At 64.5% G+C, this 19,697-nt stretch carries 27 protein-coding genes; 15 read left to right on the top strand and 12 right to left on the bottom strand.

The genetic code is table 11. The annotated features are described in order from the left end of the window. Nucleotides 1-17 precede the first annotated feature (17 nt). A complete protein-coding gene (locus FRF71_RS06145) occupies nucleotides 18-416 on the top strand; it encodes a nuclear transport factor 2 family protein (RefSeq protein WP_147089730.1) in 399 nt (132 codons plus the stop codon). 3 nt (nucleotides 417-419) lie between these two features. Here the strand turns inward: FRF71_RS06145 and FRF71_RS06140 are convergent, their stop codons facing one another. From FRF71_RS06140 to hemE, 4 genes are all read right to left on the bottom strand, one after another. Next, nucleotides 420-935 carry a P-loop nucleotide/nucleoside kinase family protein gene (locus FRF71_RS06140; RefSeq protein WP_147089729.1) on the bottom strand — a complete coding sequence of 172 codons (516 nt, stop codon included), beginning with the start codon at nucleotides 933-935 and terminating at the stop codon, nucleotides 420-422. 9 nt (nucleotides 936-944) lie between these two features. Beyond that, a complete protein-coding gene (gene rho, locus FRF71_RS06135; RefSeq protein WP_147089728.1) occupies nucleotides 945-2,201 on the bottom strand; it encodes a transcription termination factor Rho in 1,257 nt (418 codons plus the stop codon). Between the two features lie 160 nt (nucleotides 2,202-2,361). After that, the gene (locus FRF71_RS06130) at nucleotides 2,362-2,787 is read right to left on the bottom strand and encodes a CopD family protein (protein ID WP_147089727.1); all 426 of its coding nucleotides are present in this window, start codon (nucleotides 2,785-2,787) and stop codon (nucleotides 2,362-2,364) included. A 33-nt stretch (nucleotides 2,788-2,820) separates the two neighbouring features. Further along, nucleotides 2,821-3,846, bottom strand: a complete 1,026-nt coding sequence (hemE, locus tag FRF71_RS06125) for a uroporphyrinogen decarboxylase (protein WP_147089726.1) — start codon at nucleotides 3,844-3,846, stop codon at nucleotides 2,821-2,823. Between the two features lie 318 nt (nucleotides 3,847-4,164). Here hemE and FRF71_RS06120 point away from each other — a divergent pair, with 318 nt between their 5' ends. The 10 genes from FRF71_RS06120 to FRF71_RS06075 all read left to right on the top strand — a co-directional run bounded on the left by FRF71_RS06120 (nucleotide 4,165) and on the right by FRF71_RS06075 (nucleotide 10,600). Beyond that, on the top strand, nucleotides 4,165-4,989 hold the full coding sequence (locus tag FRF71_RS06120) for a pyruvate, water dikinase regulatory protein (RefSeq protein ID WP_147089725.1): 825 nt from the start codon (nucleotides 4,165-4,167) through the stop codon (nucleotides 4,987-4,989). Next, entirely contained in the window at nucleotides 4,986-5,576 is a 591-nt protein-coding gene (locus tag FRF71_RS06115) for a Maf family protein (protein ID WP_147089724.1), read from the top strand. Before FRF71_RS06120 ends, FRF71_RS06115 begins: the two co-directional genes overlap by 4 nt. Next, nucleotides 5,573-6,421: a shikimate dehydrogenase family protein gene (locus FRF71_RS06110; RefSeq protein WP_147089723.1), complete on the top strand. Its 849-nt coding sequence runs from the start codon at nucleotides 5,573-5,575 to the stop codon at nucleotides 6,419-6,421. Before FRF71_RS06115 ends, FRF71_RS06110 begins: the two co-directional genes overlap by 4 nt. After that, nucleotides 6,418-7,017, top strand: a complete 600-nt coding sequence (coaE, locus tag FRF71_RS06105) for a dephospho-CoA kinase (protein ID WP_147089722.1) — start codon at nucleotides 6,418-6,420, stop codon at nucleotides 7,015-7,017. Before FRF71_RS06110 ends, coaE begins: the two co-directional genes overlap by 4 nt. 51 nt (nucleotides 7,018-7,068) lie before the next feature. After that, a complete protein-coding gene (gene dnaQ, locus FRF71_RS06100) occupies nucleotides 7,069-7,755 on the top strand; it encodes a DNA polymerase III subunit epsilon (RefSeq protein ID WP_147089721.1) in 687 nt (228 codons plus the stop codon). Between the two features lie 31 nt (nucleotides 7,756-7,786). After that, nucleotides 7,787-8,353 (top strand): ribosome hibernation-promoting factor, HPF/YfiA family, encoded by a 567-nt coding sequence (hpf, locus tag FRF71_RS06095; RefSeq protein WP_147089720.1) that lies wholly within the window; start codon nucleotides 7,787-7,789, stop codon nucleotides 8,351-8,353. A gap of 125 nt (nucleotides 8,354-8,478) precedes the next feature. Beyond that, nucleotides 8,479-8,940, top strand: coding sequence for a PTS sugar transporter subunit IIA (locus FRF71_RS06090; RefSeq protein ID WP_147089719.1), 462 nt, complete (start codon nucleotides 8,479-8,481; stop codon nucleotides 8,938-8,940). Further along, nucleotides 8,915-9,436 carry a PaaI family thioesterase gene (locus FRF71_RS06085; protein ID WP_147089718.1) on the top strand — a complete coding sequence of 174 codons (522 nt, stop codon included), beginning with the start codon at nucleotides 8,915-8,917 and terminating at the stop codon, nucleotides 9,434-9,436. The genes FRF71_RS06090 and FRF71_RS06085 overlap by 26 nt, the downstream gene beginning before the upstream one ends. Then, nucleotides 9,433-9,768 carry a DUF1491 family protein gene (locus tag FRF71_RS06080; RefSeq protein WP_147089717.1) on the top strand — a complete coding sequence of 112 codons (336 nt, stop codon included), beginning with the start codon at nucleotides 9,433-9,435 and terminating at the stop codon, nucleotides 9,766-9,768. The genes FRF71_RS06085 and FRF71_RS06080 overlap by 4 nt, the downstream gene beginning before the upstream one ends. 208 nt (nucleotides 9,769-9,976) lie before the next feature. Beyond that, the gene (locus FRF71_RS06075) at nucleotides 9,977-10,600 is read left to right on the top strand and encodes a cell wall hydrolase (protein ID WP_147089716.1); all 624 of its coding nucleotides are present in this window, start codon (nucleotides 9,977-9,979) and stop codon (nucleotides 10,598-10,600) included. Nucleotides 10,601-10,633: 33 nt separating this feature from the next. Here FRF71_RS06075 and xth read toward each other — a convergent pair whose 3' ends face one another. Genes xth through FRF71_RS06060 form a run of 3 tightly spaced genes read right to left on the bottom strand, consistent with a single transcriptional unit; the run spans nucleotide 10,634 to nucleotide 12,230 of the window. Continuing rightward, nucleotides 10,634-11,413, bottom strand: coding sequence for an exodeoxyribonuclease III (xth, locus tag FRF71_RS06070; protein WP_147089715.1), 780 nt, complete (start codon nucleotides 11,411-11,413; stop codon nucleotides 10,634-10,636). A gap of 7 nt (nucleotides 11,414-11,420) precedes the next feature. Further along, nucleotides 11,421-11,753, bottom strand: a complete 333-nt coding sequence (gene erpA / locus FRF71_RS06065) for an iron-sulfur cluster insertion protein ErpA (RefSeq protein WP_147089714.1) — start codon at nucleotides 11,751-11,753, stop codon at nucleotides 11,421-11,423. 48 nt (nucleotides 11,754-11,801) lie between these two features. Further along, a complete protein-coding gene (locus FRF71_RS06060) occupies nucleotides 11,802-12,230 on the bottom strand; it encodes a CBS domain-containing protein (RefSeq protein WP_147089713.1) in 429 nt (142 codons plus the stop codon). Between the two features lie 109 nt (nucleotides 12,231-12,339). Here FRF71_RS06060 and FRF71_RS06055 point away from each other — a divergent pair, with 109 nt between their 5' ends. Beyond that, a complete protein-coding gene (locus FRF71_RS06055; protein ID WP_238339466.1) occupies nucleotides 12,340-12,612 on the top strand; it encodes a hypothetical protein in 273 nt (90 codons plus the stop codon). 3 nt (nucleotides 12,613-12,615) lie between these two features. On the opposite strand, the gene FRF71_RS15730 is transcribed toward FRF71_RS06055, so the two are convergent. The 4 genes from FRF71_RS15730 to FRF71_RS06035 form a co-directional block, all read right to left on the bottom strand. Then, on the bottom strand, nucleotides 12,616-12,810 hold the full coding sequence (locus FRF71_RS15730; RefSeq protein ID WP_337678499.1) for a (2Fe-2S) ferredoxin domain-containing protein: 195 nt from the start codon (nucleotides 12,808-12,810) through the stop codon (nucleotides 12,616-12,618). A 186-nt stretch (nucleotides 12,811-12,996) separates the two neighbouring features. Then, nucleotides 12,997-13,431, bottom strand: a complete 435-nt coding sequence (locus FRF71_RS06045) for a DUF2497 domain-containing protein (protein WP_147089710.1) — start codon at nucleotides 13,429-13,431, stop codon at nucleotides 12,997-12,999. Nucleotides 13,432-13,466: 35 nt separating this feature from the next. Next, entirely contained in the window at nucleotides 13,467-14,918 is a 1,452-nt protein-coding gene (locus FRF71_RS06040) for a TolC family outer membrane protein (RefSeq protein WP_147089709.1), read from the bottom strand. A gap of 2 nt (nucleotides 14,919-14,920) precedes the next feature. Then, nucleotides 14,921-15,523: a protein-L-isoaspartate O-methyltransferase family protein gene (locus FRF71_RS06035; protein WP_147089708.1), complete on the bottom strand. Its 603-nt coding sequence runs from the start codon at nucleotides 15,521-15,523 to the stop codon at nucleotides 14,921-14,923. Between the two features lie 157 nt (nucleotides 15,524-15,680). Here FRF71_RS06035 and FRF71_RS06030 point away from each other — a divergent pair, with 157 nt between their 5' ends. The 3 genes from FRF71_RS06030 (at nucleotide 15,681) to FRF71_RS06020 (ending at nucleotide 19,266) form a co-directional block, all read left to right on the top strand. Continuing rightward, nucleotides 15,681-17,207, top strand: coding sequence for a fumarate hydratase (locus FRF71_RS06030; protein WP_147089707.1), 1,527 nt, complete (start codon nucleotides 15,681-15,683; stop codon nucleotides 17,205-17,207). Between the two features lie 87 nt (nucleotides 17,208-17,294). Next, nucleotides 17,295-18,539, top strand: a complete 1,245-nt coding sequence (locus FRF71_RS06025; RefSeq protein WP_147089706.1) for a sensor histidine kinase — start codon at nucleotides 17,295-17,297, stop codon at nucleotides 18,537-18,539. Further along, a complete protein-coding gene (locus tag FRF71_RS06020) occupies nucleotides 18,532-19,266 on the top strand; it encodes a LytR/AlgR family response regulator transcription factor (protein ID WP_147089705.1) in 735 nt (244 codons plus the stop codon). Before FRF71_RS06025 ends, FRF71_RS06020 begins: the two co-directional genes overlap by 8 nt. Nucleotides 19,267-19,368: 102 nt before the next feature. Here the strand turns inward: FRF71_RS06020 and FRF71_RS06015 are convergent, their stop codons facing one another. Next, nucleotides 19,369-19,656, bottom strand: a complete 288-nt coding sequence (locus FRF71_RS06015) for a UrcA family protein (protein WP_147089704.1) — start codon at nucleotides 19,654-19,656, stop codon at nucleotides 19,369-19,371. Nucleotides 19,657-19,697: the final 41 nt, after the last annotated feature.

The raw sequence follows: 19,697 nt of genomic DNA, 5'->3' as shown, positions 1-19,697 counted from the left end.
CTGCAAAGGAGCTGTTGATGTCCACTCACCCCGGTGTCGCCGCCTGGCACGCCTATATGGAAAGCGGCGCTGATCGCGATCTGCTCTCTGCCCTGGTGGCCGACGATGCGGTGTTCCACTCACCCGTGGTTCATAGCCCCCAGGCCGGCAAGGCCAAGGTCATGCTCTATCTGCTGAGTGCGGCCAAGGTGCTCGGCAATGACAGCTTCATCTATGTCCGCGAGATCGTCGAAGGCAATGACGCGCTGCTGGAGTTCACCTGCGAGATCGACGGGATCCACGTCAACGGGATCGACCTGATCCGCTTTGACGATGCCGGAAAGATCATCGATTTCAAGGTGATGGTCCGCCCGGTCAAGGCGGTCAACAAGCTGTGGGAGATGATGGCCGCGCAGCTGCAGGCGGCCGCTGGTTAGGCTTTAGATCGAACCGGAACCATCGATCCTGAGGCCCCCACCCGCTGACCATTCGGCCTCCAGCGGCGGTTCCCACATCGCGTCCATGAAATCGAACATCTGGCGGTCGACCTGCATGGCATAGGTCTCACCGCGTTGCTGGTTGCGGCGGTTGACGCGGAACCAGCGCTCGTCTGCGGGTACGTCGATGAAGTGGACTGCTGCATTGAGGCCTGCTTCGGCGGCAAAGGCGCGGAAGCGATCGCGGTGTTCCTTGGTAGTGAAGCCAAGGTCGAGCAAGGCCGGTACACCCCGTGCCACCAACTGGCGCGCCGTGGCCATGATCTGCTCTTCACAGCGCCGAACCCGTTCGATCGTCCACTGGAATTCGATGGGTTGCGGGCTGTCGGCCCAGAACAGCGTCATCATCCACTCGTCGATCGAAAAGCGAACGCCGCCCAGCTCGTCGGCCAGGCGGCGTGCGTAAGTGGTCTTTCCGGCCCCGGTGGAGCCAACAATCAGGATGATGTCGGCTGCCATGGGGTGGTCTTACTGGTTCATCGTCGCGAAGAAGTCTTCGTTGGTCTTCGAATCCTTCATCTTGTCGAGGAGGAATTCCATCGCGTCGATCGTGCCCATCTGCATCAGGATGCGGCGCAGGACCCACATCTTGCTGAGCTTGTCCTTGCCGACCAGCAGCTCTTCCTTGCGGGTGCCGGACTTGCCGACATCGAGCGCCGGGAAGATGCGCTTGTCCGCGACCTTGCGGTCGAGCACGATTTCCGAGTTACCGGTGCCCTTGAACTCTTCGAAGATCACCTCGTCCATGCGGCTGCCGGTATCGATCAGCGCCGTGGCGATGATCGAGAGCGAGCCGCCTTCCTCGATGTTGCGCGCCGCGCCGAAGAAGCGCTTGGGACGCTGCAGGGCGTTGGCATCGACACCGCCGGTCAGCACCTTGCCCGAGCTGGGCACGACGGTGTTGTAAGCACGGCCAAGGCGCGTGATCGAATCCAACAGGATCACCACGTCGCGCTTGTGTTCGACCAAGCGCTTGGCCTTTTCGATCACCATTTCGGCGACCTGGACGTGGCGCGTTGCCGGCTCGTCAAAGGTTGAAGAGATCACCTCACCCTTCACCGAACGCTGCATGTCGGTCACTTCCTCGGGCCGTTCATCGACCAGCAGGACCAGCAGGAACACTTCCGGATGATTGTCGGTGATCGCCTTGGCAATATTCTGCAGCAACACGGTCTTGCCGGTGCGCGGCGGCGCCACGATCAGGGCGCGCTGGCCCTTGCCCTGCGGGCTGATGATGTCGATCACGCGGGCCGACTTGTCCTTGACCGTCGGGTCAAGCGTATCGAGATTGAGCCGCTCATCCGGGTAGAGCGGGGTCAGGTTGTCGAAATTGACGCGGTGACGGACCACTTCGGGCTCGTCGAAGTTGATGCTGATCAGCTTGGTGATCGCGAAGTAGCGCTCGCCATCCTTGGGGGCGCGGACCTCGCCTTCAACCGTATCGCCGGTGCGCAGGCCCCATTTGCGGACCTGGTTGGGCGAGACATAGATATCGTCGGGACCAGCCAGATAGTTCGCTTCCGGGCTGCGCAGGAAGCCGAAGCCATCGGCCAGTACTTCGATCGTGCCCTGGCCGATGATTTCCTCGCCATCCTCGGCCAATTCCTTGAGGATCGCGAACATCAGGTCCTGGCGGCGCATCGTCGATGCGGCTTCAACCTCAAGCTCTTCGGCCATCTCGACCAGCTCGGCGGGGGTTTTCTTCTTGAGTTCTTTAAGATGCATTATCGTTGTATTTCCGTGTGTTGCGCATAGGCGCAGGCTGTGATGGCCGGTCGATCGATGGGCTTGGAGAAAGCGGATCGTGGCGCGTCGTCAATGGCGCGCGCCCATGCCGGACGGTCGAGAGATAGGCCTTCAGACGCGAAGGGTCAACGCCGCAACTTCAGAAGGGCTTCACGATCACCATGATGGCAATGAGCACGGTGGCAATGCCCGGCACCTCGTTGAGGATCCGCAGGCGCTTGCCCTCCAGCCGCCGTCTGCCCTGAGCGAGATCCGCGGCATAGCCAGCCATCCAGACGTTGTAGGCGCTGAGAATCAGTACCAGGCCCAGCTTGGCATGGAACCACGGCTGGGTGAACGCCCCGATCGAGAAGGCCAGGGCCAGACCAAGTGCCCAGGTAACACCCATCGCCGGCCACAGGATGATCCGCAGCAAGCGGCGTTCGCGATCGATCCAGCGGGCTTCCTCGGCCGAACCGGGCTCCGCCTCCTGATGGTAGACGAAGAAGCGCGGCAGCATGAACAGCCCCGCCATCCAGAAGATCACGAAGGTGACATGGCCCGCCTTGAGCCAGAGATAAGTCATGCTGAGCACCCACGAAAGCATGGCTGGATCATACTAGCGCTTCCAGCTCCGTACCAGCGCCAGCAATTGCTCGACATGTTCGATCGGGGTGGTCTGGCCAATGCCGTGGCCCAGGTTGAAGACATGCGGGCGATCGGCAAAGGCTTCGAGCACGCGCAGCGCCTGGCGATCGAGTTCCTCCCCGCCGGCCAGCAGCAGCAGGGGATCGAGGTTGCCCTGAACCGGCATGCCCGGCGGTAGTTCGCGCGCGGCCCAGACCGGATCGATCGTTTCATCGACCCCGATCGCATCGACCCCCGTCTCGCGGGCATAGGCCCCCAGCTTTTCACCCGCGCCCTTTGGAAAGCCGATGATCGGCACGTTGGGAATCTTGGCCTTGAGCTGCCGGACGATCGCCGCATTGGGCGCAATCACCCAGCGCTCGAACTCGCTTGGGGCCAGACTGCCCGCCCAGCTGTCGAACAGCTGCACCGCCTCGGCCCCGGCCTGGATCTGGCCGATCAGGTATTCCACGGTCACGCCGACAATCGCATCGATGATCGCCTGGAAGCCGGCAGGATCGCGGTAGGCGAGCGCGCGGGTATCGTGCTGGTCGCGGCTGCCCTCACCTGCCACCATGTAGGTCGCAATGGTCCAGGGGCTGCCGGCAAAGCCCAGCATGGTCTTGTCCCCGGGAAGGGCGGCCTTGACCAGCCGGACGGTCTCGTAAATCGGGCTGAGCCGCCCGGGCACCGCGGTCAGACTGGTCAGCGCGGCATCGAGCAGCCTCGGCGACATGTGTGGGCCCTCACCCACCAGGAACTCCAGATCCTGGCCCATCGCATAGGGCACGATCAGGATGTCGGAAAACAGGATCGCGCCATCGAAGCCGAAGCGGCGGATCGGCTGCAGCGTGATTTCGGCCGCAGCCTCGCTGTCATAGACCAGGTTCAGGAACCCGCCCTTGCTGGCCCGGAGCGCGCGATATTCCGGCAGATACCGCCCGGCCTGGCGCATCAGCCAGACAGGCCGCTCCGCCATGTTTTCGCCAGACAGGGTACGGAGCAGCAAACCGGGCATCGCGTGAGTCCAATCAAATTCAAATTAGATTCTTAAAAGGATTATGGAGTTGTTGGCCCTGTGGAAAGCGGGGATTGCGATCCCTTGCCTGAATTGTCCCTAGCTGAATAGGGGCTAGCGCGGGTGCGAATCCGGTTAACGGCGCGTCAAGCAGAGGTTGTCCCCACTGTCCCCAGCCTGTGGGAATCGTTTTCCCCTTGTCCACAAGGTCTGTGTGGCCGGGCCGGTACTGGGCAGCGAAACTGTCCCCGAACTTGTCCCAAGGCTTGTGCCGTGGTTTATGCGGGGCTCTGTCCACAGGGGTAGCCCAGGAACCCGATGCCGCGTCTGCACCTTCATCTGCTGTCTGATTCCACCGGTGAAACGCTGGAGATGATTGCCAAAGCGGCGCTGGCCCAGTTCGAAGGGGCCGAGGTCAGCCGCCATTTCTGGCCGATGGTCCGCTCGCTCCAGCATCTTGACCGGATCATGGGCGATATTGCCACCAATCCGGGACTGGTCTTTTTCACCCTCGCCAATGCCGAGATCCGCGCCAAGCTGGAGGAACGCTGCCGGGCGCTGGGCCTGCCGGTGGTCCCCGTGCTTGATCGTGCCGTAGAGGCGCTCGAGTCTGCGCTGGGCCAGCACCCCCATGCCCGACCGGGCCGGCAGCATGCAATGGACGAGGCCTATTTCGCCCGCGTCGATGCGATCCACTATACCATTGCCCATGACGATGGTGTGGCCTGGGAAGATTGGGAGCAGGCCGATATTGTCCTGGCCGGCGTCTCGCGCAGTTCCAAGACGCCGACCTCGATCTATCTGGCCAACCGGGGCTACAAGGTCGCCAATATCCCGATCGTGGTCGAAAGCCCGCCGCCCCCGGCGCTGTTTGGCCTCAAGCACCCTCTGGTCGTCGGGCTGACCACCGCGCCCGAACGGCTGGTCCAGGTCCGGCGCAACCGGCTGCTATCGCTCAACCAGGCGCCCGAAACCGCCTATGTCGACCAGGACCGGGTGACCAAGGAAGTGCAGTACGCCCGGCGGATGTTTGCCGATAATGGCTGGCCGGTGATCGATGTCACCCGCCGCTCGATCGAGGAAACCGCCGCTGCCGTGATCAACATCTACAACGAACGCCACGCCGGCGAGGAGCAGCGGTGACCACGCTGGTGCTCGCGTCGCAAAGCGCCTCACGTCAGGCAATGCTGACCGATGCCGGCGTGCCCTTTACAGCGTGCCCGGCTCATGTCGATGAGCGCGCGATCGAGGCGGAAATGGCTGGCGCGGCGCCCGGGGATGTTGCGCTGGCGCTTGCCCGGGCCAAGGCTCTGGCGGTGGCGCGCAGCGAACCCGAAGCCTGGGTCCTCGGGAGCGATTCACTGGTAACGGTCGAAGGCCGCCGTTTCGACAAGCCGCGCAGCCGTGATGAGGCGGCGCAGCATCTCGCCTTCTTCTCAGGCAAGGTGATGGAACTGCACAGCGCAGCAGCCCTGGCGCGCGGCGGACATACCTATTGGGACCATGCCGACGTGGCGCGGCTCTGGGTGCGGCATCTCTCCGACGCCTTTATCGAAAGCTACCTTGCGGCCGAATGGCCGGCGGTCAGCGGCTGCGTCGGCGTGTTCCGGATCGAGGCTTTGGGGGTGCAGCTGTTTGAGGCGATCGAGGGCAGCCACTTCACCGTGCTGGGCATGCCGCTGCTGCCGGTACTGGGTGCACTGCGCGCGCGCGGGGTGCTGACCGCATGAGGCTCCCCTACGCTGACGTGATCGGCGATCCGATAGCCCAATCGAAAAGCCCGGTGATTCACGGCTTCTGGCTCGCCAAACTTGGGATCGAGGCCGAGTATCACCGCTGCCTTGTCACCACCGATGGTCTGGCGGCCTACCTGGCCGAGCGGCGCGGCGACGCGCTCTGGCGCGGCTGCAATGTAACCATGCCGCACAAGCAGGCGGTCATGCCGCTGCTTGACCGGATCGATGACGAGGCGGCGCGGATCGGCGCGGTCAACACCGTAGTGCGCGAGGCCGACGGCAGCCTGACCGGCCACAACACGGACGCACCCGGGTTTCTCGAGCCGGTCCTGCCGCTGCTCGGGGACGAGGATTATCGCTTTGCCTATGTCATCGGCACCGGCGGCGCGGCGCGGGCGATCATCGACGCGCTGTTCCATACCGAATTCATGATCTGGTCGATCAGCCGCAATCCCGCCAAGGCCAAGGCCGAATTCGGGCGCTACCTGGGCGAGGATCCGGAGTTCCTGATCGATCTGGCCGAGCTTAAACCAGGGCCGCTGCGCCCAGCAGATCCCGAAGTGCTCAGCCTGATTGTCAATGCCACCCCGCTCGGCATGACCGGGCAACCGCCGCTTGACCTGCCGTGGGGCGGCTTCCTCGCCAATGCCACGGTCTATGATATTGTCACCGCGCCGGCCGACACCGCTCTGCTCCAGCAGGCCCGCGCGCACGGACTGGCGACGATTGACGGTCTTGCCATGCTGATCGGCCAAGCGGCCGCTGCGTTCGAAAAGTTCTTTGGCGTTCCTGCGCCGCGGAGCCAGGATAGCGAATTGCGCAGGCTGATGACCCAATGAGCAAGCCATTCATCCTTGGCCTGACCGGTTCTATCGGCATGGGCAAATCGGCTGTCGCGGCGATGCTGCGCGGGCTCGGCGTACCAGTCTTCGATGCCGATGCGGCGGTACACGAGCTACAGGGTCCGGGCGGGGCCTGCATCGATCCGATCGAACGGGCCTTTCCGGGGACGACCGGGCCGCATGGGGTTGATCGGCAGAAGCTGGGCGCGGCGGTGTTCGGCAATCCGGAGGCGCTCAAGCTGCTGGAATCGATCGTCCACCCCGAAGTGGCCGAGATGCGCCGCGCCTTCCTGGCCGACAATGCCGATGCAAAACTGATCGTCTTCGATATTCCGCTGCTGTTCGAAAAGACCGGCAATCACGGGCTCGATGCGGTCGCGGTCGTCTCAGCCCCGTTTGCGCAGCAGCGCGAGCGGGTCCTGGCCCGGCCCGGGATGACCGAGGAGAAGTTCGCGCAGATCCTCAAGCTCCAGGTCCCTGATGCCGAGAAGCGCGCGCGCGCCGATTACGTGATCGATACCGGCACGTCGCTCGCCGAAACCCGCCATGCCGTTCAGCAGCTCGTCCATTCGATCACCTCGGCGCAGATTTAGTCGAGTCGCCCCCTTGCCAGCGCGCGAAGTGGGGCCGATATCGGTTTGGTAATGCGCGAGATCATCTTCGACACCGAAACCACGGGGCTTGATCCCAGGAACGGTGACCGGCTGGTGGAAATCGGCTGCGTCGAAATGGTCAACCGGGTGACAACCGGCGAAACCTTTCACTGCTATCTCAATCCTGATCGCGATATGCCGGCTGCGGCCGAAGCGGTGCACGGCCTGTCCGCCACCTTCCTTTCGGACAAGCCCCGCTTTCACGAGAAGGCCGCCGAATTCCTTGAGTTCATCGGCGATTCGATGTTGGTCGCGCACAATGCCGGGTTCGATTTCGGCTTCATCAACATGGAGCTCGAAAAATGCGGGCTCGATCCGCTGGGGCGCGAGCGGATGATCGATACGGTCGCGCTCGCCCGGATCCGCCACCCGGGGGCCAAGAACTCGCTTGATGCGCTTTGCACCCGCTATGGCATCGACCGCAGCCATCGCACGCTGCACGGCGCATTGCTTGACGCCGAGCTGCTGGCCCAGGTCTATGTCGAGCTGACCGGTGGGCGCCAGATTGGCCTGCACCTGGCGGTCGATAATGCTGCGGCAGACCTGGCCGAGCCAGTCATGCGGGTTCAGCGCGAGCGGCCGTTTCGCGCCGCGCGGCCCCACGCTGCCAGCGAGGAAGAGCGTGCCGCCCATGCCCAGTTTCTCGACACGCTCAAGGAGCCGCTCTGGCGAACATGAGCAGGTCGGGCGAATACGAAGGAGAAGTCTTATGGATATCCGCGTTTCCGGCCACCAGATTGAAACCGGCGAAGCTCTTCAGGCTCATGCCCAGGAACGACTGTCCGGAATCGTCGGCAAGTACTTCTCGCGCGCGCTGTCATCGACCATCACTTTCAATCGCGCGCCGGCCGGGGCCTTTCGGGCCGATATCGTCACCCATGTGATGCAGGGTCTGGTGCTGAAGGGCGCCGGGATCGCCCACGATGCCCATGTCGCCTTCGACCAGGCCGCGGAGAAGATCGACAAGCAGCTGCGCCGCTACAAGCGCCGGCTGAAGGACCGGCACGAAGCGGCCCAGCACGCGGTGAAGGCTGAAGAGGCGGCCTACACGGTCTTCGCCGAGCCCGATGCCGAGGAAGAGGAAGTCACTGTCGATGCCCCGGTGGTGATCGCCGAAACCCGGGTCGACGTGCCCGAGGCGACCGTATCCGACGCAGTGATGATGCTAGACCTGCGCAACACCAATGCCCTGCTGTTCAAGAATGCCGGAACCGGGCGACACAATATGGTTTATCGCCGCGGGGATGGCTCGATCGGGTGGGTTGAACCTTCCTGAACAAGGGTCTATGGGCCGCGCAACCTTTGGTGAGGGTGAGGGGTTGATGGTGCGGACGCGATTTCCGCCGCCCTTGCCCCTTGGCCATGCCAAACCAACCTGCGTTTCGGACATATCTCACTGCCATGACCGGACTTTTCACGCTTTCGCCTGATGCTGTCGGCACGATTGGTGCAGACAGCAAGCAAGCGATCCTTGAGCAGCTTTCGCAGCGATTCGCTGCCGTCTACGGGCTTGACCCGGCGCTTGTCCTTGAACGCATTGAAGAGCGTGAGCGGCTGGGCAGCACCGGCTTTGGCCGCGGCGTGGCGATTCCGCATGCCCGCCTCCCCGGTCTGGCGCGCCCGGTGGCGGTGTTCCTGCGGCTCGAAGCACCGGTGGCTTTTGATGCCGCTGATGGCATGCCGGTTGGCATGGTGTTCGGCCTCCTATCACCCGAATCCGCTGGAGCGGCTCACCTCCACGCACTGGCGGCGATCAGCCGGATGATGCGCGACGAGGCGATGCATGTGGCGCTGACCGAGGCGCCAGGGGCCGAAGCGCTTTATGCGCTGCTTGCCAATGTCATCGACCGCGACGCTGCCTGAATCCGGGCCTGATTCCGGGCGTGAAGCAGCGGCCAGCGGTGCGGCCCTGCACTGGCGCGCGCTTGAAAGCCTCTATGCTTCGGCCCCGATCAACCGCCTGTTCTCGTCCGAACTGACCGTGACCGGCGAAGGCGCCGCCCGGATTGTCTTCACCATCGATGAAACCTGCTACCACGCCGCCGGCGCGGCCCACGGCACGATCTATTTCAAGATGCTCGACGATGCGGCTTTCTATGCTGCCAACACCCTGATCACAGATCGCTTCCTGCTGACCACGGCCTTCAACCTGCACTTCACCAAACCGGTCCGTTCCGGCCGGGTGATTGCCGAAGGCCGCTGGGTCTCGGGCCGCAAGCGCGTGCTGGTCGCCGAAAGCCGCCTGATCGACGCAGAAGGGGAAGAGATCGGGCGTGGCACCGGTACCTTCATGCGCAGCCGGATCGCTTTGTCGGGCCTCCCAGGTTATGCCACCGGGCTGCGGGCGGCAGCCGTCTGAGCGGGGAACCACGCCTTCCCGCGCACCTTGAAGTGGGGGCGCTGATCCGCCGGGCGGGGGCCGAAGGCGGCTTTGCCAGCGTCCTGCAAAAAGGTGAACGTGACGCCGGGACAATCGTTGTCGTCCTGACCGAACGCGGCACCAACGCGCGGGTGTACGAACGCATGCCGCAGGCAGATGGCAATCGCGCGTGGACACTGTCACGCGCGGAAAACAGCGAAAACAAGGCTGAGCTGAACGAATGGCTTGATCGACGTGGCAACCAGGATCCCGACCTGTGGATTGTCGAACTGGATATCGCGAATGGTGAACGGTTCATCGGAATAACCTGAACGCCAGATTGACTTTGCTGCACTGCGGAAAGAAGGGGCCGGACCTTTGTTTGTGCGCAGGCGGCGCGAGGGGCATTCAGGCCATTCACGCTAGCACGCAGACGGGGGACAACCGGCAGGTTTTCCGGCCGGGGGCAGTCCGATCCAGGTCTTTCCGCTCCCGTCCCAACCTGCGCCAGGTGCGTCCACCGCCCAATAAGACGGACGAATGCGCCGCATTCTTAACAGTACCAAGCTTAACCGCGCCAGCGCTCTGGCTGTCGCGGCAAGTGCGATGATGATCATTGCCAGCGCCGACGGTTCGGGCGCAGCAGCCCAGGCGCTTGAGCCGGTTGCCACTCAGGAACCGACCCTCCCCACAGTTTCCGAACCGGTGATCCAGCAACTGCCCGGTGCTGACGGTGCTGACGTGGCCCCTGCGGCCAGTCTGGCTGACTTGGTGGCAGAGCAGCCGCAGCCCGCGGAACTCTCGCGCGAACTCAACTGCCTCGCCGCCGCCATCTATCACGAGGCGAAAGGCGAGACCCTCAACGGCCAGTTGGCCGTCGGCCGCGTAATCGTTGCTCGCTCGAAGTCGGGACGCTTCCCGGATTCGTACTGTGGCGTGGTGTTCCAGCCCTCGCAGTTCTCGTTTGTGCGCGGCAACAGCCTGCCGGGCGGCGCACGCAACGCTCGCCAGTGGAAGAATGCCGTGGCCGTGGCCCAGATCGCTCACGAAGGCACCTGGCGCAGCCCGGTTGAAGGTGCGCTGTTCTTCCATGCCGCCTATGTCAGCCCAGGCTGGCGCCTGACCCGGATGGCCCGGGTCGACAACCACGTCTTCTATCGCTGAACGGGTTGGGGGGCTGCGGCCCCCCTTCTTGAATCAGTCCGCCGGCTTGATCTCGATCCAGACGGGCGCATGGTCGCTGGCCTTTTCGCGACCACGATATTCCTTGTCGACACCGCAGGCCTTGAGCCTGTCCGCCAGTTCTGGCGATAGCAGCGCGTGGTCGATGCGGAAGCCATGGTCGCGCTGCCAGGCACCAGCCTGGTAATCCCAGAACGTCCAGACGCCGCCGCCCGGCTGGTGCGTGGCGATCGCATCGATCCAGCCATCGGCGAGCAGGCGCATATAGGCATCGCGCGATTCGGGTTGCATCAGGGCGTCATCGGCCATGGCGGCCGGGGCCCAGACATCGCGGTCGGTCGGGATGACGTTGTAATCGCCCAGCACTACGGCCGGCACTTCCTCGGCCATGATCTCCTGCATCCGGGCGCGCAGCCGCTCCATCCAGGCCAGCTTGTAATCAAACTTCGGCCCCGGCTGGGGATTGCCGTTGGGGAGGTATATGTTGACGATCCGGGTGTCGAACACATCAACCTCGAGATAGCGCGCGTGATCGTCGGTCGGATCGCCGGGGAGACCCTGCTGGACCACCTGTGGTGTCGTGCCATCGGCGAGGATGGCCACGCCGTTGAAGCCCTTCTGCCCGTGCCAGACAGCATGATAGCCGATCTTCTCGAACTCTGCGGCCGGGAAGCCCTCGTCCTGGGTCTTGATCTCTTGCAGGCAGGCGACGGCCGGGCGGGTTTCCTCCAGCCATTCCAGCAGGCGCGGTAAACGGGCCTTGATCCCGTTGATGTTGAAGCTGGCGATGCGCATCGGGAATTCAGACGGCGAAGCTGGAACCGCAGCCGCAGCCGGCAGCAGCCAGAGGATTCTCTACCTTGAAGGCTGAACCGCCAAGCGAATCGACGAAATCAACAACGCTTCCGGCCACGAGGTCGAGACTGATCGGATCGACCACCAGCTTCACGCCGTCGGTCTCGACCACCAGGTCATCCTCCTCAATACTTTCGGCCAGTCCGAAGCGGTATTGGAAGCCGGAACAGCCGCCGCCCTCGACCGCAAGGCGCAGTGCGGCGGGTTTGCCCTGCTTTTCGGCAATCAGCGCAATCCGCGCAGCAGCCGAGGGGCTGAGGGTCATCGTGGGAGCGTCCATGCGCCCGATGTAAGCCGCGCGAGGCCGAGCCGCAAGGCTGTGCGCGGATCAGGCGCTCTGGATATAGCTGCGCATCGCCTGGGCCTCGGACTCGATCCGCTCGATCCGGTACTTCACAAGGTCCCCGATCGAAATAAAGCCGACCATTGCTCCACCTTGCACCACAGGCAGGTGGCGGATGCGGCGCCGGGTCATCAGGCTTAGCGCATCGAGCACGTCGGACTGCAAATCGACCGAAATCACCGGCGCGGTCATCACCGCACCCACTGGGCCATCCAGCATGGCCGGGCCGTTCTGTGCCAGGCCATAGACCACGTCGCGTTCGGAAAAGATCCCGGCAATCGTGCCGCCCTCCATTACCGGCAAGGCACCGATCCGTTTCTCGGCCAGCAGGGCCACTGCACTGCGCACGCTGGCGCTGGCGTCGATGGAGATAATGGGGCTGCTGCGCCCCTCGATCAGGCGGGCAATAGTCATGGCATACTCCCCTCTAGGCCTGAGAAGATGACACGAAGCGGGGCTGATGGCGAGTCCGGGACTAACGTCCACTTGCAACACACCTTCGACAGGCGCAGAGGCGGCGGTGATGACCCGTTCCCCGCTCGACAACCCGGAAATCGCTGCGATCGCCTGGTCGCGCTATAAACGTCTGCTGAAGCGCTGGAGCCTTGTTACGCTGGCGGTCTGCCTCGTGCTGATTGCCTATCTTGCGTGGGAATTCGGTCTGCCTTCGATCCACCTCTATATCGCAAGCGTGCTGGGGATCGCGGGTGTGATCATGCTGACCGTGGCGCTGATGGCGCTGCTGTTCCTGTCGAGCGGCACCGGCCACGACGAATCGATCGACGAACGGGAATAGCCGCTATGCCGGCGGCTTGAGCTGGTATTCTGCCACTGGCACGCCGCCGATCAGGTGTTCCTGGATAATCCGCTCCAGCACTTCTGGCGTGCAGGAGTGGTACCAGGTCGGCCCCGGCCAGACCACGGCGACCGGCCCCAGCGCACAGACCCTGAGGCAGCCCACCTTGTTGCGCAGCACGCCAGTGTGGCCGCCCAACCCCAGTTCGCCGAGCCGCTTTTTCAGGAACAGCCAAGCCGCGTGTCCGGTGGCCCGGTCGCAGCACTTGGGCTCTTCGGGATCGGCGCAGAGAAAGATCTGCCAGCGGGTGTCGAAGCCGCCCAGCCGGGCGAGCGTGCGCTCGGCCAGTTCGAGTTCGACGGAGTCTGGCGAATTGGACAGGGCTCAGCCCTTCTTGCCGACGATCCGGGCAATTTCGGCCGCGACCATCCGCTCAACCAGCGGCGGCAGGTTCTTGTCGAGCCATTCGGCCAGGGCCGGGCGCAACAGCTCGCGGGTCAACCCTTCGAGCGAGGTCTCGCCCGAGCGGACAATCTGCGGCGCCGCGCCAGGTTCGGCCAGCATGGCCAGCGCGGCAAGCGATTCGCGCATCGAGCTGGCGGTATTCTCGGGCAGCAGCGGGGCCTCTTCGGCCTCGTCGTCGACGAGTTCGGCTGCGGCATCTAGCTCGAAGACATCTTCTACGGCCTCAGCAGTCTTGATTCCGCGCTGTTCCCGCTCCTTGCGCTCGATCGCGGCATCGGCGCGATTATCGCGAGCGATCACCTTTTTGATCGAATCCAGGATCTCTTCGACCGACGGTTCACTTGCCTGACGCATGGCCCTACCCCCGTTTGTCCCGCAGGGGGACAGAATCACTTGGGGGTTACTGTCCCGTCCTGGGCCTTGGTGTCAACGGTGCGCGTAGACTGGGGCTTGGGCGCGGGGTCGCTGGCCCAGTCCCAGATGTTGCCGGAGATGCGGTCATAATTGGCGACCGGATCGTAGAGCGCGCCGCCGTCAAGCGCCAGATCGCGCGCCTCGGCCTTGCCCATTGCGGCGAGGAGGTTGAACCCGGCGACGTAGGAATTGCGCTGCGCGGTGACGAGCTGGACCTGCGCGTTGAGCAGTTCCTGCTCGGCATTCAGGATATCGAGGATCGTGCGGTTGCCGACCGTGTTCTCGGCCTTCACACCTTCAAGGCTGAGCTTGGCAGCATCGACGGCGGACTGCGAAGATTCGATGATCTCCCGGCTGGCCTGCCAGCTGGCATAGGCAGCACGGACGCCGGAGATGACCTGGCGTTCGATCGCAATTTCCTGTTCCAGCGTCGCCCCTTCGCGGGCCTGGGCCTGCCGGCGCTGGGCGGCAGGAAGGCCGCCCTGGAACAACGGGATTGAGGCCCGTATGCCGGCCTGGCCGGTTGTCGCTGACTGGTTGACCAGCGGCGAACCGCCGCCCAGCGTGCCGTGGTAATCGGTATAGTCCGCCCCGGCGAAGACGCTGACGCGCGGCAGCCGTCCGGCACCTGAAGCAGCGGTATCGAAGCCTGCAGCCTTGCTGCGCTGACGCGCGGCGATCAGGTCCGGGTTCGAATCGAGCGCAACCTGGACGGCGGTTTCGACATCGGCAGGTAACCCCGATAGCGGCGGCGGTGACTGGAGGTTGACCGGCTCTTTGCCGACCACGGCGATATAGCGCTCGCGCGCTGCCACCAGCTGGGCCTCGGCCGAGCGGGCCTGGCCACGGGCGAGGCTGAGACGGGCCTGCGACTGCGCGACGTCGGTGCGGGTAAGATCGCCGATCTCAAACCGGTCGCGTGTGGCTTGCAGGTTGACTTCGAGCACGCCGACCTGGCCCTTGTTGAGGCCAACCACGGCCTGGCCCAGGATTACGTCCATGTAGGCTGCAACGGTCTGAGCGAAGACTTCGGTCTCAGTTGCTCGGAGATCGGCGCGGCCGGCTTCGACGCGGGTCTTGGCGGCGCTGATCGAATTCTTGATAGCGCCGCCGGCATAGAGCGGCATGCCTGCGGTCAGGTCTGCGGTGGTCGCGCGTTCGGGCCCGCCGAGCGGTCCGCCGGGCGTGGAGGCCGAGCGCTTGACGAATTCGGTGTGTGCGGCGGCGCCGCTGAGTGTCGGCAGGGCGGCTGAGCGAGCGATCGGCACCCCGGCATCAACGGCGCGCTGCTGGGCACGCGCCGCCTGCAGGTTCGGGTTGGTATTGTAAGCCATGACCAGCGCCTCGCGCAGATCATCGGCGAGCGCCGGGGCTGCTGCCAGCCCGATTCCCGCCAGCAGGATTGCCCGCCCAAGCCGTATGGCCATGCTTAGAAGCTCCACCGTTTCGGTGCGGCAAATTCAGCCAGCACCGGGATTCCCATCTCGGCCAGTGGCAGCAACGCCACGGCCCCGGCGGCCTTGCGGCCGGTTGCGAGGCGCGTCACCCCGCGTTCGACCAGACCCGTTACCAGTCGACCAGCGTCTTCCAGGCGCGCGGCGAGGTTGTCGGGCAGGACTTCGATTGCGCCGTCGATCAGGACCAAGCTGTAGCTGCCCTTGGCCTTGCCAGCGGCGGCATCGGCAGCGCTGACCGTGGTGACCTTGGCGACCAGCCCCTGCAGTAATGCCGCAAGATAGCCGCTACCGCAGGAGACGAGCAGGACGTTGTCATCGGCCTGAAGGCCGGCCTCTACCAGCATACGCCCATGAAACAGCGGGGCGGCCAGCGCATGGCCGTCACCCAGCGGGATTGCGCGATCAATATAAGCATGGGCGCGGGCGGCGGCGGGAACGTGATCTTCGCGCGCGACCCGGGTGAAGGCTTCAAGCACGGCAGGATCGTTGACCCCGCTGGTGCGCAGCTGGCTGTCGATCATCGCGCGGCGGGCGGCGGCAAGGTCGGTGCCCGGACGCTCGGCAGTGAGATTCATGATTCAACCCTTCTCGACGGGCTGTATTGCACAAATAACACAGCACCGCAATCGCCTTGCTTCTAGGCGAAGCACCGCGCTGCGCCAAGCGCTTTGACGGGAGGGCGGTTCAGGGACTAAGGCGCCCCCAAACAACCCGTTCGAGGAACCTACGCCCATGACCGAGATGGTGACGATCCGCGAGGAAGACCTGATCGAAAGCGTCGCCGATGCGCTCCAGTTTATCAGCTATTTTCACCCGATGGACTATATCCGCGCCCTGGGCGATGCCTACCAGGCCGAGCAGGGCCCTGCGGCCAAGGATGCGATCGCCCAGATCCTGACCAACAGCCGGATGTGCGCCGAAGGCCATCGGCCGATCTGCCAGGACACCGGCATCGTCAATGTCTTCGTTGAATGGGGCCAGAATTGCCGCCTGGAATCGGGCCGCTCGCTACAGGAAGTGGTCGATGAAGGGGTGCGCCGCGCCTACAACCACCCGGAAAACAAACTGCGCGCCTCGGTCCTTGCCGATCCCGCCTTCACCCGCCGCAACACCCGCGACAATACGCCATCAGTGCTCCACGTCACGATGGTGCCGGGCAGCAAGGTCAGCATCGACGTTGCGGCCAAGGGGGGCGGCAGCGAGAACAAGTCAAAGTTCAAGATGATGAACCCCAGCGACAATATCGTCGATTGGGTGATCGAGATGCTGCCGCAGATGGGTGCCGGCTGGTGCCCGCCGGGGATGCTGGGCATTGGCATCGGCGGGACGGCCGAGCACTGCATGCTGCTGGCCAAGCAGGCGCTGATGGAGCCGATCGACATGGCTCAACTCAAGCAGCGCGGGCCACAGAACGATATCGAGGCAATGCGGATTGAGATCTTCGACAAGGTCAACGCGCTGGGGATCGGTGCCCAGGGCCTGGGTGGACTCTCGACCATCCTCGATGTGAAGATCATGGACGCGCCCTGCCACGCGGCGGGCAAGCCGGTCGCCATGATCCCCAACTGCGCCGCCACCCGCCATGCGCACTTCACGCTCGATGGCTCGGGTCCGACCTTCCTCGAGAAACCCAACCTCAACGAATGGCCCGAAGTCCACTGGACGCCGGACAAGGCGGCCAAGCGGGTCAATCTTGATAGGCTGACGGCCGAAGAAGTGCGCAGCTGGAAGCAGGGTGACCGGCTGCTGCTCAACGGCAAGATGCTGACCGGCCGCGATGCCGCGCACAAGCGGATCCAGGACATGCTGGCCAAGGGCGAGGCTCTGCCGGTCGAGTTCAAGGGGCGTTCGATCTACTATGTTGGCCCGGTCGATCCGGTCATGGGTGAAGTGGTCGGCCCGGCCGGCCCGACCACGGCGACGCGGATGGACAAGTTCACCGACATGATGTGCGAGCTCGGCCTGCTGACCATGATCGGCAAGGCCGAGCGCGGCCAAGGCGCGACCGAGGTGATTGCCAAGCACAAGGTGGCCTACCTGATGGCGGTCGGCGGCGCGGCCTATCTGGTGGCGCGTGCCATCCGTGAAGCCAAGGTCGTCGCCTTCGAGGACCTTGGTATGGAAGCGATCTATGAGTTCACGGTCGAGGACATGCCCGTTACAGTCGCGGTCGACAGCGAGGGCAACAATGTCCACCAGCTCGCGCCGCTGGCCTGGAAGGAAAAGATCGCTCGCGAAGGCCTGTTGCCGGTCAAATAGGCCGCGCCGGGACGTTCGACCAATGACGCCTGCGGTTCGACCAAGCCGCTGGCCTGTTCCTATTGCTTCGGGCTAGTCAGGTTGGCCATGGACCTGACTGCGCCATCCACGCCGCGCGTGCCAATCAAGCTGGTTTTGGCCTCGATTGCCGGGGTCTGGCTGGCCTATTTCGCGCTGGCGACGTTGCGCGGCTGGCTGGTCGGGCTCGAGCTTTTCGATGCGCTGCTGCTGCGCCGGATTCTGGTCACGCTCGGTTCGATGGCCGTCACACTGGCGCTTTGGCCGATCGTCCGGCTGCTCGATCCGCGGCCATTCTGGATCAAAGCCGGGGCTGTGCTGCTGATGGCCCTGCCAGCCTCGGTCCTGCTTGCAGCGATCAATCAGTGGGCCTTTGCCGATATCGAGAACAAGGTCGTCGCCACGATCGGCGAGCGCGAAGGCCTGCGGATCCGCAGCGACGAAAGCGGCAACCTGCTGGTCGATCCGCTTGACCGTGAGGCCGAGGTTGCAGCAACCCCCGATCCGCTGCCGACCGCACAGCCGGCCCCGACCGGCGAGGCGCGCCCGGCGATTACCATCGATGCCGAGACCCGCGCCGACAACCGCCTGCGCCAGCTCGTCGACGTGGCCTTGGGGCGCTATTACCTGCTCTTGGCCTGGGCGGCGCTCTACTTCTCGCTGGCCAATGCCGAACAGGCCCGCGCGGCGGAGCGGCGCGAGGGCGAGTATCGCCGCGCCGCCAAGGCTTCCGAACTGCGGTCCCTGCGCTACCAGGTCAATCCGCACTTCCTGTTCAACACGCTCAACTCGCTCTCGGCCCTGGTCATGACCGGGAAGACGCAGGCGGCCGAGCAGATGATCCAGACGCTCTCCACCTTCTACCGCCGCAGCCTCGCCGGCGATCCGACGGGCGATGTGGCACTCGACCAGGAGATCGCGCTCCAGCGGCTTTACCTTGAGATCGAGGCGGTGCGCTTTCCCGAGCGGCTGCGCACCAGGTTCGATATTCCCGCGGCGCTGGCCGATGCGCGAATGCCAGGCATGATCCTGCAACCGCTGATCGAGAACTCGGTCAAATATGCCGTATCCGCAACGACCCATCCGGTTACGCTGACGGTCGCCGCGCGCGAGGAGTATGGCTGCCTGGTGATCGAGGTGGCCGATGACGGCCCGGTCGCCAAGGATCCCAAACCTGGCTTCGGCATCGGCCTTGCCAATGTCCGCGATCGCCTTGCCGCGCGCTACGGCGATGCTGCCCAGATCACGTCCGGCCCCGTCGCTGGCGGCGGCTGGCGCAGCCTGATCCGTCTGCCCCTGGAGCGCCATGACTGAAACCGCCACCACCTTGCGCACCCTGATTGTCGATGACGAACCGCTGGCGATCGAGCGAATGCAGCTGATCTGCCGCGATCTGGCCGGGCTGGACGTCGCCGGCACGGCCCAGGACGGCGCAGCAGCGCTGCGAATGATCGATGCCCTGTCGCCCGACCTGGTCCTGCTTGACATGACCATGCCCGAGCTGGACGGCCTGGCCGTTGCGCGTGCCCTGACGGGACGCAAGCCGCGACCTGCAGTAATCTTTGTCACCGCTCATGAGAATTTCGCGGTCGAGGCCTTTGACCTCGATGCAGTCGACTATGTGCTGAAACCGGTCACCCCGGATCGGCTTGAGCGCGCGGTTGCCCGCGCGCTGGCCCGGCGCGGCGAACGTGCCGAGCAGGGCGGGGACTGGCTGACCGAGTTCTGGGTACCCTACCGCTCCGAACTGCTGCGGATTGCTGCCGCCGATGTCGATCGGATCGACGCGGAGCGCGACTATGTCCGGCTGCATGTCGGCGACCGCAGTTACTTGCTACTTCAGACGGTGACGGGCCTGGAAGCGCGGCTTGATCCGCAGCGCTTTATCCGCCTGCATCGTTCGACGATCCTGCGCCGCGACCGGATTACCGGCCTGCGCCATGATGGCCTGGGCGTCTGGTCGGCCGAGCTGGCCGATGGTTCGGCGGTGCGGATCGGGCGGACTTACCTGGCCAAAGCCAAGGCGATGGCCGGCCGTTAAGCGCGGCTTCCTGCATAAGTTTAGGGCCGGACAGGCGGGGGTCGCACATCCCGCACTGCCCGGCCCTGACCCCCGGGGCTATTGGGGGTATCGGGTTTTGGCTCAGCCGTTGTCGTGCTGGCCGGCAAACTGCGCCTCGAACTGGCGGCGGACCTCGGCGCGGCAGGCCTTCTGCTCCTGAGCGGCGCGGCTGCGCGAGCCGGTCGCCGTGGCATTGCGGCAGATCTGCGACTGGGCGCCATCGACGCGGCGCTCCAGCGTGGCGCGGCCGGCAGCGCTGTTGAGGTTGAGATCGTCGGTCTTGATGACCAGGCCGCCCTGGTTCTGAGCGAGGGCGGGGACGGCGCCGGCCGCGAGCAGCGCGGCAGCAAGCAAAGGACGGATAAACATGGCGGTTTCTCCTCGGGACTGCACCTGGGGGATGGTGCAGA

This window comes from Novosphingobium ginsenosidimutans, assembly GCF_007954425.1.
Classification (GTDB): Bacteria; Pseudomonadota; Alphaproteobacteria; order Sphingomonadales; family Sphingomonadaceae; genus Novosphingobium; species Novosphingobium ginsenosidimutans.
Note: the sequence above shows the minus strand (reverse complement) of the source record. Positions and strands in the feature narration are given on the sequence as shown.